We start from the raw sequence: 14609 nt of genomic DNA, 5'->3' as shown, positions 1-14609 counted from the left end.
CAGCAATGGACCGTTGCTGACACCTGACGTCCGAGATGCGCCATTCACACATCACGGGCGGTCCGCCTCCGATGCGCGAGTGGCGCCGTTCGTGCACCTGACGTCAGCAACGGACCATTGCTGACGCACCGCCCGAGCCGACCCTCCAGGCGAGATCGGCATACTGGTCCGATGAGCACTCCCGCCGACATCGTCACCGACTGCGGCGAGCGGGCGGCCGCCGCCGCACCGGCGATGGCGGCGGCGGGCGAGGCGCAGATCGCCGCGGCGCTGCGCGGGATGGCCGACCTGCTCGTGTCGAAGGCGCCCACCCTCGCCGTCGCGAACACGGCCGACCTCGCCGCCGCCCGGGACGCGGGGATGACGGGGGCGCTGCTCGACCGGCTGCGCCTCGACGAGGACCGGCTCGCGGCGATGGCCGAGTCGCTGCGCGGCCTCGCCGAGGTCCCCGTGCCGCCGCGGGACACCGTCGTCGAGGAACGGCCGGACGGGCTGCGCCTGATCGAGCGCCGGCGGCCCGTCGGCGTGATCGGGGCGAACTTCGAGGCGCGACCGAACGTGGTTGTCGACGTCGCGTCGCAGCTGGTGAAGTCGCGCAACGCGGGGGTCCTGCGCACCGGCGGCGCGGCGCTGGCGTCGGCGAGTGCGCTGATGGCCGACGTGGTCGGGCCGGCGCTGGCCGCGGCCGGGCTGCCGGCGGACGCGGTGACGCTGGTGGGCGACGCGAGTCGCGAGTGCGCGGTCGAGCTGGTCCGCCGTCCCGGGCTGATCCCGCTGGTGATCCTGCGCGGCTCCGGGGAGACGACGCGGGCGCTCGGACTCGAGGCCGCGCAGCACGGCGTGCGCACCCTCGCCCACGCCGACGGCGGCGGCGTGCTCTACGTGGACCGCGCGGCCGACCCGGAGCTGGCCGCGAAGCTCGTGACGGAGTCGGTGGACCGGCTCGGCGTCTGCAACCGGCTGAACCTGCTCCTGGTCGACGCGCCGCAGTGGGACGCCGTGACGCCGATCCTGGTCAAGCTGCTCGCCGACGCCGGCGTGACCGCCTCGATGCCGCCCCACGACCACGCCCTGGGCCACGAGTGGGCCCTCGACGACGGGCACGAGGCGACGGTGACCCTCGCCCCCGCACAGGGCCCGGCGGACGCGGCTGCGATCGCCAACCGGGAGACCTCCGGGCTCGCCGCGACCGTGGTCACCGCCGACGAGGCCGCCGCCCGGACCTTCCTCGACACCTACGCCGGCACCGGCGCCTTCTGGAACGCCACCACGCGGCTGCTGGACGGCTTCAAGCTGCGCCGCGTGCCCGAGACCGGCATCAACGTGGACCACGTGCCCGGCCCACGCGGCCCGGTGGTCTTCACCGACCTGGTGCTGCGGCAGTTCGTGGTGGTCCCGGCCTCGACCGCCGTCGGGCTCGGCTAGGGAACACGACGTCCCGCCCGTGCGTTGAGGGAACCGTGCACGGGAGAGGTACGTACCTGGTGCGACGGCGGGTCATCGACCTGTGCCGTCGGATGAGTAGTGGGTGTCGACGCTGACGCGTCCACCCACCCGTCGTCATCCGTGAAGGAACTCCCGTTGTCTCTCGTCGTCCGCGCCGCCCGTGCCTGGAAGGCCCCGCGCGTGTTCGCCCTGCTCACCCTCGCCGGGCTCGTCCTCGGCGCCGTCCTCGGCATCGTCGCCCGCGTCACCGGCGCCGAGTGGCTCGCCGGGACCCTCGACACCATCGGCACGCTGTTCACGAACCTGCTGCAGTTCACGGTCGCCCCGCTGGTCTTCCTCGCGATCGTGGTCGGCATCGTCAGCCTCCGCGACCTCGGCGGCGGGCGGACCGCGGCCCGGCTCGGCGGCCGCACCGTCGCCTGGTTCGCGGGGACGTCGCTGATCGCGGTCCTCATCGGGCTCGCGATCGGCCTGGTGTTCCAGCCGGGCCAGGGCCTCTCGCTCACCGCCGACCCGGCCGACGTCGCGGAGGTCGACGCGAGGACCACCGGGTCGTGGAGTGCCTTCCTCACCGACCTGGTGCCCTCGAACCCGGTCGCCGCCTTCGCCGAGAACAACGTCCTGCAGGTGGTGGTGGCCGCGCTGCTCGTCGGGGCCGCCGCCTACGCGCTGGGCGAGAAGGCACAGCCCTTCGTGACGTTCTCCCGGTCGGCCTTCGAGGTGGTGCTCACGGTCATCCGCGGCATCATCGTGCTCGCGCCGGTCGGCGTGCTGGGTCTGATCGGCAACGCCTTCGCCACCTACGGGACCGGTGTGGTCGGCTCCCTGCTCGGGTTGATCGGCACGGTCTACCTCGGCTGCGCCCTGGTGCTGTTCGTCGTGTACCCGGTGCTGCTGCGCGTCGTCGCCGGGATCGGCCCGCGCCGCTTCTTCGGGGTCACGTGGCCGACGCTGCAGTTCGCGTTCGTGTCCCGTTCCTCGGGCGCGTCGCTGCCGTTCTCCCGCCAGGCCGCGATCGACCTGGGCGTCGAGCGCAACTACGCGGGCTTCGCCGTACCGCTGGGGTCCACGACCAAGATGGACGGCTGCGCGGCGGTCTACCCCGCGCTCGCGACGATCTTCGTCGCGCACCTGGCCGGCTTCCCGCTCGGGGTCTGGCAGTACGTCGTGATCGTCGGCGTGGCGGTCTTCGGGGCGCTCGCCACCGCGGGCACCACCGGGTGGTTCACGATGCTCACGCTGACCCTGGCCGCGGTGGGCATGCCGCCGCAGCTCATCGCGGCCGGCATCGCCGTGATCATCGGCATCGACCCGATCATGGACATGATGCGGACGGCGACGAACGTCGCCGGCCAGGTCGCGGTGCCGACCCTGGTGGCGGCGCAGGAGGGGCTGCTCGAGCGGGAGACCGACCGCGAGCAGACCGACCGCGAGCAGACCGACGAGCCGGTGTCGCAGCCCGCCTGACAACGGTGGGGCACGGCCGGGCACCGAGGTGCCCGGCCGCTCCCCCCGACGGCCGCGGCCGGACGACGCCGACCGCTCGGGTGACGGCCCGTCCCCCCTCGCACCGTCGGGGACAGGGATACCGAGAAGATCGGGTTGCTCGCCACCGGCCGCGAAAAGGTCGACACGAAGCCGCGTCCGACCAGGTATTTCTCCCGCGCCGCGAGGGAAGATGAGCAGCATGGGGGAGCAGGGACCGAGGTCGCGGCAAGGGGAACCGGGCCGGCGGCCGGCGCCGGTCGAGCGCAACGGGTCGCCGCGCCGCGAACTGGCGTACTGGCTGCGCGCAACGCTGAGCGAGCACGGCGAGCCGACCCTGGACACGATCCAGCGGCGGTTCCCCGACGACGTCCGCCTGAGTCGCTCGGCGCTCGCGAAGGCCCTGCGGGGCGAGACGTTCGCCGACCTCCCCCTCGTCCGCGCCGTCCTCCGGGCGGCCGAGGTCGGCGACGACGACCTCGCCGCGTGGAGCGCGTACTGGCGCCACCTCCACGACCTCGAGATCCGCCGCCGGCAGGGCGAGGAGGTCACCGCCGACCCGCCGCCGTGGGCCACCGTCCCGGAGACGGCCGACGCCCCCGCCGGGGTCGCCGGACCCGCACCCGCCTCGTCCCGACGACGGGTACCGGTCGCCCTCGTCGCGGTGGTGTCGCTGCTGCTGGGGGCGGCGCTGGCCCTGGGCGTCGTGGCCCTGGTGAACCGCCCGGGACCGACGGAGCCGGCGGCCGCGACGGTCCTCGACCCCGTCACCTCGGCCGTGCCGAAGACCTTCCGGCTCGCCGGCAACTACAACGGCCTGCCCGAGAGCACGCTGCTGTGGGCTACCACGTTCGACCCCGGCACCGGCCGGTTCTTCCCGCAGGACAAGCCCTGCGTCACCCGCACCGACGAGACGTTCGACTGCGGGCAGTACTACCTCGGTCGGCAGTTCGACCCGGACACCGACCCCTACCGCATCGACCTGTTCGTCGCCGACGCCGGCGCGAGCAACGCGCTCCTGCAGTACCAGATCGACAAGGGCGGACCGGACGGCCCGAATCCCGGGCTCGCGGCCCTGCCGGTCGGCGCCACCGTGATCGGTTCGCGGCTCTACCGGCGTTCGTGACGGCGGGTCACGCGCGGCGGCGGAAGCGCGCGGTCGCCCCGGCGAGGGCCGCGGCCAGGCCGGTGACACCCGCCGTCAGGAAGAGGTAGGAACCGAGCCAGACGTGCTTGGAGAGCTCGTAGTAGCCGTCGCCCGCGACCGCCAGGGTGACGATGCCGAGCCCGAGCACGGCAGTGGCACCCGCGACGCGGACGAGGCCGACGACCAGCGGGTCGCCGCGGCGGACGCGGGGGAGCAGGGTGGCGGCGGCCGCCCCGAGGGCCGCGACGAGGAGGGCGAGCGGCAGCCACCCGAGCGGGATCGCGTCGAGCCACCGGACGAGCAGCGTGGTCTGCGGGCCCGCCTCCGGGTAGACCGTCCGGCCCTCGAAGTGCTCCGGCGCGGTCCCGCGGGGTTCCGACGGCAGGTAGGTCAGCTGGGGCCGCAGCGTCGCGGTGAGGCCGCGGCCGACCATCGTCGCGAAGGCCTCCGGGTGCTCGAGCAGCAGCGACCGGGCGGTCGACCGGGCCTCGTCCGGGCGGTCGCCGACGGCGGTGGCCCACCCGGGGATCCCCATCCCGCCGGCGACGTAGAAGCCCTCGCCGGAGTGGGCGGCGGCGTCCGGCGGGAGCCCGACGGCGGGCACGACGACCTCCGGCCCGACCTCCGGCATCACCGCGGTGAACAGCAGGTTGTGCGCGTTGACGGCGGCGTAGCTGCGGTCCTGGCCCTCGAGCGCGGCGCTCACCGGGGAGGCGGCCCCGGCGAGCAGGGCGAGGGCGACGAGCGGGCCGGCGAGCCGCCACACCCGCCGTCGGGACCGGGAGCGCACGACGACGAGCGCGGCGGCGGCCGCCGCGACCAGCCCGATCGGGACGAAGCCGGGTTTCGCGGTCGCTCCCGCCAGCCCGCCGAGCCCGATCAGCGCGAGCGCGACGAGGCGTTGCGTGCGGTGCTCGGGGCGGGTGCCGACGACCACCAGCAGGCCCACGAGCAGCGCGGTGACCGCGACCAGCGCGGTCGGCTCCGCGTAGAGCGAGACCAGGAAGCGCGACCACCACGACACGCCGAGCAGCCCGACGAGCGGGACCACCACGAGCGCCACGCGCCACGGCCGGACGGTGGCCAGCGTGGCGGCGCCGATCCCGACCGCGAGCGCCACGATCCCCGCCAGCAGCCACGCGTAGGACGTCAGCGACCAGACCCCGGGGCCGTCCGGCACGACGAGTCGCAGCAGGAACGCGGACGACGTCGGCGCGGCGGTGCACGGGTCCGCGCCGGTGGTGAAGGACGTGACGACGACGCCGCGCCAGAGCGAGAACCCCGACGGGGTGTCCGGGGTCAGCCCGGCGGTGCAGAACAGCCGGTACGCGTCGCCGTTGTCGCCCACGCCGATGAGGCCCCCGCCGAGCCCGGGCACGGTGACGAGCCCGATCCGCAGGGCGAGCGCGAGCACCGTCGCGAGCGCCGCCGAGCACCCGACGGCCACGGGGACCACGACGGCGCGCGGGATCGCCAGGACGGCGTCGTGGAGATCGCCCGCGGCGGTGCGGAGGCCGTGGCGGAGCGCAGCGCCCCGCCGGCCCCGGGCGGGGAGAGTCGTGAGGTCGATCCCCCGACCGTACGAAACGCTCTCAGATGTCACTCATCCGGGTCACCCGCCGCGCGTGTCGGTCAGAGGACGACGCCGCGGTCGCGCACGCGGTCCCACACCTCGACGGGCAGGTCGACCCAGGTGAAGACGTCCTCCACGCCCGCGAACCGCCCCGCCGCCTGCCGGGCCTGGACGATGCGCCCGGCCTGCTCCGGGGAGAGGTCGCACACCGACGCCAGCGCCGGTGCGGGTGCGGAGTTCAGGTCGACCAGCCCGCCGTCGTCGTAGTCCCGGGGTTGGTCGGGCCGGCCGATCCGCAGCTCCCGCGCCAGCAGCGGGTCCTCGGCGACGATCCGCCGCGCCTCCTGGCGGCGCTGCCGGGCCGCGAGGGCCCGCGTGACGGCGGGGTCGGGTCCGGAGGGCGGGGCCGGTCGGGCCGGCGCGTGCCGGCCGTAGACCTGTCCCCGGACGACGACGAGCGCGACGAGGCCGCCGAAGAACAGCCCGGTGAGGAGGACCGTCGCGATGGCGTCCAGGGGGCCGGTCCGCCTCCCCGCCGCGTCCACCGGCGCGAGGGTCACCAGGGTGAACATGGTGACCGTCAGGACGGCCACCGCCCCGGCCAGCCAGAGGTGCGCCCGGCGTCGGGACACCGCCGCCGCCGCGCCGAAGGGGATCACCGCCAGCACCCCGAAGCTCAGCAGGTGGACGAGGAACCACCAGCCGCCGCGGGTGAACCAGTTCCCGCGCGTCGGAGCGTCCGGGGTGCTCATACTGCTCATACCTTGTCCCGCAGCACCCGCTTGAGCAGCTTGCCGGACTGGTTGCGGGGCAGCTCCTCGATCAGGTGCACCGCCTTCGGCACCTTGAACTTCGCGAGCCGCGCCTTCGCGTGCTCGATGAGCTGCGCGGTGTCGAAGGCCGCGTCGGGCTCGCGGAGCACGACGAACGCCGTCACCGCCTCGATCCAGCGCTCGTCCGGGGTGCCGATGACCGCGACCTCGGCGACCGCCTCGTGGGTGTACAGCGCGTCCTCGACCTCCCGGGAGGCCACCAGGATGCCGCCGGTGTTGATGACGTCCTTGATCCGGTCGACGACGGTGATGTAGCCCTGCTCGTCGATCCGGACCAGGTCCCCGGAGTGGAACCAGCCGTCGGAGAACGCCTCGGCGGTCTCCTCGGGCTTGTCCCAGTAGCCCTCGCAGAGCTGCGGGGACCGGTAGACGACCTCGCCGGCCTCGCCCGGCCCGACGTCGTCACCCTGGTCGTCGATCACCCGCAGCTCGACGAACAGCACCGGGCGCCCGCACGAGTCGGGACGCTCGTCGTGCTCCTCGGGCTGCAGCACGGTGGCGAGCGGGCCGATCTCGGACTGCCCGAAGCAGTTGTAGACGCCGAGCTCGGGCAGCCGCTCGCGCAGCCGGGCGAGGATCGGGCCGGGCATGATCGACGCGCCGTAGAATGCCTTGCGCAGGGTCGTGAGGTCGCGGGTGCCGAAGTCGGCGTGGTTCACCAGCGGCACCCACACCGTGGGGGCGAGGAACATCGCGCCGATCCGGTCGGCCTCGACCCGGCGGAGGATCTCCGGGACGTCGGGCGCCTCCATCAGGTGGTTCGTCGCCCCGACCGCCAGGTACGGCAGCATGAACAGCTGCATCCCGGCCGAGTGGTAGAGCGGCATCGCGTGCAGCGGCTCGTCGTGCTCGCTCATCGACAGCGCGTGAATGCCCGAGACGTACTCGTGCACGAGACCGCGGTGGGTCATCATCGCGCCCTTGGGCCTCGACGTGGTGCCGCTGGTGTAGAGCAGCTGGACCAGGTCGGTGTCCTCGACGGTGACGTCGAGCTCGGGCACCTCGCCCGTGCGAGCGGCGTCGAGCAGGCTGCCGGGGGCGTCGCGCATCGGGACGACCTGGTCGGGCCGCTGGGCGAGCGCCTCGACGTTCCCGGCGAGCGCGGGGTCGACGACGAGCACCTTCGAGCCGGACTGGTCGAGCAGGTAGGCGAGCTCCTCACCCGTGAGCGCGTAGTTGATCGGCACGTGGACCGCGCCGATCCGGGCCGCGCCCAGGAAGCTCAGCAGGTAGGCGTCGGAGTTCCGGCCGTACGTCGCGACCCGGTCGCCCTGCGCCACGCCGAGCGAGCGCAGCCACCCGGCGGTGCGGCTGGTCGCCTCGTCGAGCTCGCGGTAGGTCCAGGAGCGGTCGGCGAAGAGCAGCGCCGTGCGGTCGGGCGTGCGGCGGGCGCTGCGGCGCAGGACGCCGTCGACGGTGTTCGCGCGGGTGTCCACTTCGTCCCCTGTCCAGAGCCGGTCGGTGTCGTCACTCTCGCCGAGTGATCGGGTCCCGTCCAGGTGCCTCGCGCTGCGAGTGCCGCGTCAGGCAGGTCCGCCGGGCGCGGGACCTGCATCACGTCGCACTCGGCGGGCCGACACCAGCCCGCCCGCCGCGGCCAGCAGAGTCCCTCCGCTGACGACGAGCGCGTACGACCCGAGCCACACGTGCTTCGCGAGCTCGCAGTACCCGTCGCCCAGCACCGCCACGACGACGACGCCGACGCCGGTGACGGCGAGCAGCGCCGAGACGCGGGCGAGGCCGGACGCGGTCGGCGCGAGGCGGCGCCGTGCCGCGGGGAGGAGGGTCAGGGCCCCTGCCAGCAGCGCCAGGGCGACGACCGTCGGCGGTACCCACCGACCGGGCAGCCCGTCGAGGTAGACGAAGGTCGGGCCCATCGTCTGGGACCCCTCGGGGACCGGCGGCACGTCCGCGACCACCCCGTCGACGGTGCGCGCACCGCCGGTGGCGGAGGCCAAGTACGGGATCTGCGGACGCAGGGTGGCGACGAGGCCGCGGTGCACCATCCGGGCGAGCACCCTCGGGTGCTCGGCGACGAACCGGACGGCGTCCGCCCGCAGCTCGTCGGGCCGGTCGCCGACCGTCGCCTGCCAGTCCGGCACGCTGCGCCCGCCGTCGAGATAGAAGTGCTGGCCGGACTGCCCCCACGCCTCCGGTCGCAGCCCGAGCGGCCCGGTGGCGGACGGGCCGGCCTCGGGAAGCACCGCCGTGAACGCGAGGTTGTGGGCGTTGACCCACGCGTACGCCTCGTCCTGGGCCCGCAGCGAGGACAGGACCGGCAGGACCGAGACCGCGACGACCAGCCCGGCGGCCAGGATCCCCGGCGCGCGGCGTCGCCACGGCGCCGTACCGACCGTGACCAGCAGGCACGCGACGACGACGGCGGCGCCGACGGGCAGGAAGCCCGGCTTGGCGGTCGTCGCCACGACCCCGCCGAGAGCGACCAGGGCGAGGGCGATCACGCGGGCGCCGCGGTCGGCGGGGCGGGTGACCGCCAGGGCCAGCAGCCCCCAGGCCGCCCACACCGTCCCGAGGAGCCCGGCCGGTTCGCTGAACGCCGAGACCAGGAACCGCGACCACCACGGCACGAGCAGCAGCGGCGCCGCCGGGATGCCGACCACGGCGGACGCGACGAGCCATCGGGCGCGACCGGCCGTGGCCGCGAACGTCGCGGCACCGGCCCCGACGGCCAGCAGGGCGACGTAGGCCGCGGCGAGCCACTCGAGGGTGAAGCGCGTGGAGCCGTCCGGGGCGACCGGGGTGGGGTCCAGGGCGGTCGCGATCGTGACGGTCGCCTGCAGCACGAGGCCGGCCGAGGTGGTCGGGGCGTCGCGCGTGCAGCCTGGTCCTCCGGTCCGGTACTCCGTGATCGCCACCCCGTGTCCGGGCGCGGTCCCGTCGGTGGTGTCGGGGACGAGCTGCGCGACGCAGGTGAGCCGGACGGTGTCGCCGTTGTCCGCCGCGCCGATCGCGTCCCCGCCGATCAGACCGAGGCGCAGCGTCAGCAGGACCCCGAGCAGCAGCGCGACCGCGACCGCGGCGAGCAGGCGCGCGCCGACCGCCGGGGAGGGACGTTCCGCGACGTCGGGCGGCGGGCCGAGGACGCCCGGAGCCGTCGGCGCGCCCCGTGCGGTCATGCGTCCCCCGGGTGTTCCTCGCAGACTCCGGACGGCCCGGCCGGCGATGCGGCGTCAGCCTGCCAGACGGGACGCCCGACTCAGTTCGTGGTGGGAACGTCAGGTGCACAGGCGCGGCCGCATCTGGTCGGGCGTCTTGTCACGGGCCGCGTCCCCTGCCCCGACGTCCCGTCGTGGGGACTCACAGCGACAGGACGGCGCAGCGGGCGACGCAAGTCCCGACACGGCGATCGACACCCGCTGGGCCCTCCGGAGGTGTTCCAAGAGGGTGAAGCGTCTACGACGGACGCAACGCATGAGGCCTTTCCCGCGAGAAGAGATCGACGACCAACGAGATCGGGGGCTCGCATGCACGACGACCGAGACGACGTGATACCCAGGTTGGACGACGACGGCCTCGCGGTCGTCGAACTCCTCGAGCTGCGCATGATGACGAGCGACGTCGACCGCGAACGGTCCGGCGAGGTGCGCGCGCGCAAGCTCGAGACACGAGGTGAGACCGCCAACCGGCTCGCTTCGCTCCTGTCCTCATCCGTCGCTGGTGCCTCGAGCTGGCGTCTGGAGCTGGCGGAAAGCCTGCGGGACACGACCACCACGACGGCGGCGCGTGAGGTCCTGGCGCAGTGTGGTGCACAGGCCTGCGATCACATCAAGGGTCGAGAGAACGCGCTGTGCGTCCTGGTCGCCCTCGCGACGAGCTCGCCGTGGCCGGACGGGCTGAAGTGGGTGCCCGCCTCGCGCACCCGGGTCCTCCAGGATGTCGCGTCCGAGCTCGACGACGCGGGACAGGACGACGTCGAGGAGATCGAGCGCGAGCTCGGCAAGCTGCTCCGGACGATCAAGCGGGATCAGGTCCGGTGGGGACGCGTGGCCGCTGCAGGCGCTGCGGGGATCGTCCTCGGCGCCGTGACGATGGGCTACGCGGCTCCGGCGGTGGGTGCAGCGCTCGGCGGAGCGATGGGGCTGAGTGGAGCCGCGGCGACGTCGGCCGGACTCGCCGCACTCGGCGGTGGCTCGCTGGCCGCGGGCGGGTTCGGCATGGCAGGCGGTGCCGCCTTCGTTGCGGGAGCAGGAGGCGTGCTCGGCGCGGGGCTGGGAGCCGGCGGCATGCGCATCGCGGGGTGCCCGACTCAGTCGCCCGTCCAGGACGTCGTTCGCGCAGAACTCCTGGCCAAGCTGTTGTTCGACCAGGGTCGTGCCGACGACGAGGCTCTGCGCAGGGTCGTCCTCGTCATGGAGCAGAAGCTCGTCGAGGTCCAGGAGAAGGTCGTCCTCCTCGCCCAGCAGGTGCGAGAACTCGACGAGGAGAAGCGTGGGCTCCAGGAGGAGATCGACCGTCTGCGTCGGGCCGACGACGAGGACCCTGACGGCAGGACGGCGGCGGACCTGGACGACGAGCTTCGTCGTGTGGGCCGGCATCGCGCCGAGAAGCGGACGGTGGCGCAGGAACTGGCTCTGCTGATCGTGGTCATCAAGGCGGCGCTCCGGCGTCTTCGCCGTCGGCTCCCGGGTGAGGGGGAATGAGGGTGACTCGTGAGGACACTGCGATGGTCCTCGATACACAGCGACGCAGGCTGGCCGAACTCGAGGGCGCTGTCGACGCGGTCCTGGCGGGGAGGGCGGTGGAACTCGGTTCAGCGCCTGCGGCGGTCTCCTACGACGGAATCGTCGCCGCTGCGCGCACGCTGCGGTCGGACCGCTGCTGGGAGGGCCTGCTGCCCCTGCCGGACTGCTCGCGTCTCGAGTGGACCCCCGAGGACCTGGCCGTCGCGGGTCTGGCCGGTGCCGTCGGTTTCGCGGCGGCGTGGTTCGACGCGCCGATCGAGGGAGCGGTGCGGGATCGCCTGAAGAAGGTTGCTGACACCGATCTGATCAAGCAGTGGGAACGGGAAGCCAAGCTGCCGATCGACTACATGGGCAAGGGCTTCGGTGGGCCCAACCACCGGGTGCGCAGCGCCGGTCACGACCTTCTCCGTGCGGCCTCGGGCCTACGTCAGATCAAGCGGGGCGAATTCGAGGGCGTCCGGTGGCGGAGCGGCCAGCGGATCAGGGAGGTGATCCCGCGCGGTCCGGGCGTCGCGTCCACGGCGGAGGCCCTCCTGCTCTGGAGCAAGCATCTCGTGACCGACGCGGTGACGGATCGGAGCATTCCGCTTCCCGGATGGACCTATCTCAACGAGCTGCCCTGGGAGGGAGCGCAGACATTCGCCCGCTACGTCTACATGGGAGAGCGGGACGGTGCACCCGGTCTCACGCTGCGTACCGCCGCACTCCAGCCGTTACCGGTGCTTGCGGTGGAGACCATCGTGCGGGTGCACCTCCACGCGCGTGCCGTCCATGAGCGTGGGACGCCTGCTCTGCTGCCGGCGGAGAGGTCACTCCGCGACGAGATGCTCCTCGCCGGACACGCCCTCACTGCGGCGGGCTCCCTCGGGCGCGCTCTTGCTACTGCCTACACGACGAGCGGTCCACTGGCGCTGAGACACGTCAACGTGCCGTGCCTCGTGCGTACCGGCCGGCTCGCGCACCACGTGGTGAAGGCCCGTCGCGACGAGCCCGTCCCGGAGTGGTCGGAACTCGTCGCACGGCTCGAGAAGCCGTGGCGGTCCGATCTCGTGACCGACATCGACATGGCAGCGCGACGCGACTCCGAACGCTAGTTCGTGGTGGTCAGCGTAAACGGCAGCACCGCGGGGGCGCCCGCCCGGCGCAGGAGCATCGCAGCGACCGTGAGGGTCCAGCCGGAGTCCGACACGTCGTCGATCAGGAGGATCGGTCCGGACGACAGGTCGAGGCTGCTCGGCACCGACAGGCGCCGGTACACCTCGGCGAGACGCTGGGCGGAGTTCGGCGGCTCGGGCTCGCTGTCGTCCTCGGGGTCGGAGTAGACCGGGGGAGCGCTGTCGGCGAGCGCCCCGAGCAGCGGGAGCCGACCGATCGAGGCGATGCGCTGGGCGAAGCTCTCGACCAGCGCCGGCCGCGTCCGGCTCGGCAGCCACACGATCCCGGTCGGCCGCTCCGACCAGCCCCAGCCCTTGAGGACCTGGACGGCGGCGTCGACCACCGCGTCGGGCACGAGGTCGTCGGAGCGCAGGAGCGGACGCAGCCGCGGGCCCCACCCGACGTCGGTGAGCCGCCCGATGGCCCGGCCCTCCTCGGCGGCCTCCTCGGGCTTGATCTTGCCCTTGAGTGGCACGTCGAGGGCGTCCATCCCGCTCGGCCACTGCTTGCGCGGCGCGAGCGGCACGCCCGGGCGGTCGAGCACCTCCTGGGCCTGCACCCGGACGTCCTCCCCGACGGTCGGGTCGTAGTGCTGCCCGGTGCAGTTGTCGCAGCGCCCGCACGGCGCCGCACCCGGGTCGTCGAGCTGGCGGCGCAGGAACTCCATCCGGCAGCCCGCGGTGTCGATGTAGTCGAGCATCGCCTGCTGCTCGGCGCGCCGCGCCTTCGCGAGCCCGGTGTAGCGCGCCCCGTCGTACTCCCAGGGCTGCCCGGTCGCTTCCCAGCCGCCCTTGACCCGCTTCACCGCACCGTCGGTGTCGAGGACCTTGAGCATCATCTCCAGACGCCCGCGCGAGAGCTCGACGCGCGGCTCGAGGGCGGCGGTCGACATCGGCCGGCCCGCGTCGCCCAGCACCGAGAGCGCCACCCGCACCTGCGGTTCCCCCGGGAAGGCCAGCGAGGCGAAGTAGGCCCAGATGTCGCGGTCCTCCGGCCCCGGCAGCAGCAGCACCTCGGCGCGCTCGACGCCACGGCCGGCACGCCCGATCTGCTGGTAGTAGGCCACGGGGGACTGCGGCGCCCCGAGGTGGACGACGAACCCGAGGTCGGGCTTGTCGAACCCCATGCCGAGCGCGCTCGTCGCGACGAGAGCCTTGACCCGGTTGGCCAGCAGGTCGTCCTCGGCGCGCTCGCGGTCGGCCGGGTCGGTCTTGCCGGTGTAGGCCGCGACGGCGTGCCCGCGCTCGCGCAGGAACGCCGCCAGCTCGTCGGCCGCACTGACCGTCAGCGTGTAGACGATGCCCGACCCCGGCAGCTCGTCCAGGTGCTGCGCGAGCCACGCGAACCGGTCGGCGCCCCTGGGCAGCGGCAGGACGTTCAGCCGCAGGGACTCGCGGTCGAGCTCCCCGCGCAGGACGAGGGCCCCGTCACCCTGACCGGACACCCCAAGCTGGTCGGCGACGTCGGTGGTCACGCGGTCGTTCGCCGTGGCCGTGGTCGCCAGGACCGGCACGCCCTCGGGCAGCTCGGAGATGAGGGTGCGCAGCCGGCGGTAGTCGGGCCGGAAGTCGTGCCCCCAGTCGGAGATGCAGTGCGCCTCGTCGACCACGAGCAGCCCCGCCGTCCGCGAGAGCTCGGGGAGCACCTGGTCACGGAACTCCGGGTTGTTCAACCGCTCCGGGCTGACCAGCAGCACGTCGACCTGGCCGGCGCGGACCTCGCCGTAGACGGCCCCCCAGTCGTCCGTGTTCGCCGAGTTCACCGTCACCGCGCGGATGCCGGCCCGCTCGGCCGCCTCGATCTGGTTGCGCATCAGCGCGAGCAGGGGGCTGACGATCACCGTCGGGCCCTTCCCGCGCGCCCGCAGCAGCGCCGTGGCCACGAAGTAGACCGCGGACTTGCCCCACCCGGTGCGCTGCACCACCAGCGCGCGCCGACCGTGCGCGACCAGCGCCTCGATCGCCCGCCACTGGTCCTCACGCAGCGCGGCGTCCGGCCCCGCCAGGCGCTGCAGGGTGGCCTCGGCGTCGGCCCGCAGGTCGGTCGCAACCGTCATGGACCCACGAAAGCACAGGGGTCCGACACCGTGGGGCGGCGCGGGGTGATCCGCCGGGACCGGTTCACCGAGTGCGACGTGAGGCAGATCCCGAGCCGCCCCGACCTGCACCACGTCGCACTCGGCGCACCACCCCGAGACCGCGGCGCCCTCACGTCGGGTGTTCCGCCCCGCCTCCTTCTTAGGTTAGGTTGCCCTTACTTCGATCGGG

At 73.8% G+C, this 14609-nt stretch carries 10 protein-coding genes; 5 read left to right on the top strand and 5 right to left on the bottom strand.

Annotation, left to right across the window (positions count from 1 at the left end):
* Nucleotides 1–171: 171 nt before the first annotated feature.
* The 3 genes from WCD74_RS04105 (at nucleotide 172) to WCD74_RS04095 (ending at nucleotide 4057) form a co-directional block, all read left to right on the top strand.
* Nucleotides 172–1425, top strand: coding sequence for an aldehyde dehydrogenase family protein (locus WCD74_RS04105; RefSeq protein ID WP_337693543.1), 1254 nt, complete (start codon nucleotides 172–174; stop codon nucleotides 1423–1425).
* Between the two features lie 156 nt (nucleotides 1426–1581).
* Nucleotides 1582–2913 carry a dicarboxylate/amino acid:cation symporter gene (locus WCD74_RS04100; protein ID WP_337693542.1) on the top strand — a complete coding sequence of 444 codons (1332 nt, stop codon included), beginning with the start codon at nucleotides 1582–1584 and terminating at the stop codon, nucleotides 2911–2913.
* Nucleotides 2914–3124: 211 nt separating this feature from the next.
* Nucleotides 3125–4057 carry a hypothetical protein gene (locus WCD74_RS04095; protein ID WP_337693541.1) on the top strand — a complete coding sequence of 311 codons (933 nt, stop codon included), beginning with the start codon at nucleotides 3125–3127 and terminating at the stop codon, nucleotides 4055–4057.
* Nucleotides 4058–4064: 7 nt separating this feature from the next.
* Here the strand turns inward: WCD74_RS04095 and wsfD (WCD74_RS04090) are convergent, their stop codons facing one another.
* The 4 genes from wsfD (WCD74_RS04090) to wsfD (WCD74_RS04075) form a co-directional block, all read right to left on the bottom strand.
* Nucleotides 4065–5681, bottom strand: a complete 1617-nt coding sequence (gene wsfD / locus WCD74_RS04090; protein ID WP_337693540.1) for a glycan biosynthesis hexose transferase WsfD — start codon at nucleotides 5679–5681, stop codon at nucleotides 4065–4067.
* Between the two features lie 29 nt (nucleotides 5682–5710).
* On the bottom strand, nucleotides 5711–6403 hold the full coding sequence (locus WCD74_RS04085) for a ComEA family DNA-binding protein (protein WP_337693539.1): 693 nt from the start codon (nucleotides 6401–6403) through the stop codon (nucleotides 5711–5713).
* 5 nt (nucleotides 6404–6408) lie between these two features.
* The gene (locus WCD74_RS04080) at nucleotides 6409–7920 is read right to left on the bottom strand and encodes an acyl-CoA synthetase (RefSeq protein WP_337693538.1); all 1512 of its coding nucleotides are present in this window, start codon (nucleotides 7918–7920) and stop codon (nucleotides 6409–6411) included.
* 87 nt (nucleotides 7921–8007) lie between these two features.
* On the bottom strand, nucleotides 8008–9621 hold the full coding sequence (gene wsfD, locus WCD74_RS04075; protein WP_337693537.1) for a glycan biosynthesis hexose transferase WsfD: 1614 nt from the start codon (nucleotides 9619–9621) through the stop codon (nucleotides 8008–8010).
* 348 nt (nucleotides 9622–9969) lie between these two features.
* Between wsfD (WCD74_RS04075) and WCD74_RS04070 the strand changes: the two genes are divergently transcribed.
* Both WCD74_RS04070 and WCD74_RS04065 read left to right on the top strand, forming a co-directional pair.
* Nucleotides 9970–11145 (top strand): hypothetical protein, encoded by a 1176-nt coding sequence (locus WCD74_RS04070; protein WP_337693536.1) that lies wholly within the window; start codon nucleotides 9970–9972, stop codon nucleotides 11143–11145.
* 23 nt (nucleotides 11146–11168) lie between these two features.
* Nucleotides 11169–12281: a hypothetical protein gene (locus tag WCD74_RS04065; RefSeq protein WP_337693535.1), complete on the top strand. Its 1113-nt coding sequence runs from the start codon at nucleotides 11169–11171 to the stop codon at nucleotides 12279–12281.
* Here the strand turns inward: WCD74_RS04065 and WCD74_RS04060 are convergent.
* Nucleotides 12278–14398 (bottom strand): RecQ family ATP-dependent DNA helicase, encoded by a 2121-nt coding sequence (locus WCD74_RS04060; RefSeq protein WP_337693534.1) that lies wholly within the window; start codon nucleotides 14396–14398, stop codon nucleotides 12278–12280. The two genes, WCD74_RS04065 and WCD74_RS04060, sit on opposite strands and share 4 nt — an antisense overlap.
* Nucleotides 14399–14609 lie beyond the last annotated feature (211 nt).

Origin of the sequence: Actinomycetospora aurantiaca (assembly GCF_037401875.1) — a bacterium.
GTDB lineage: Bacteria > Actinomycetota > Actinomycetes > Mycobacteriales > Pseudonocardiaceae > Actinomycetospora > Actinomycetospora aurantiaca.
This window is presented reverse-complemented; position numbering and strand designations above follow the sequence as displayed.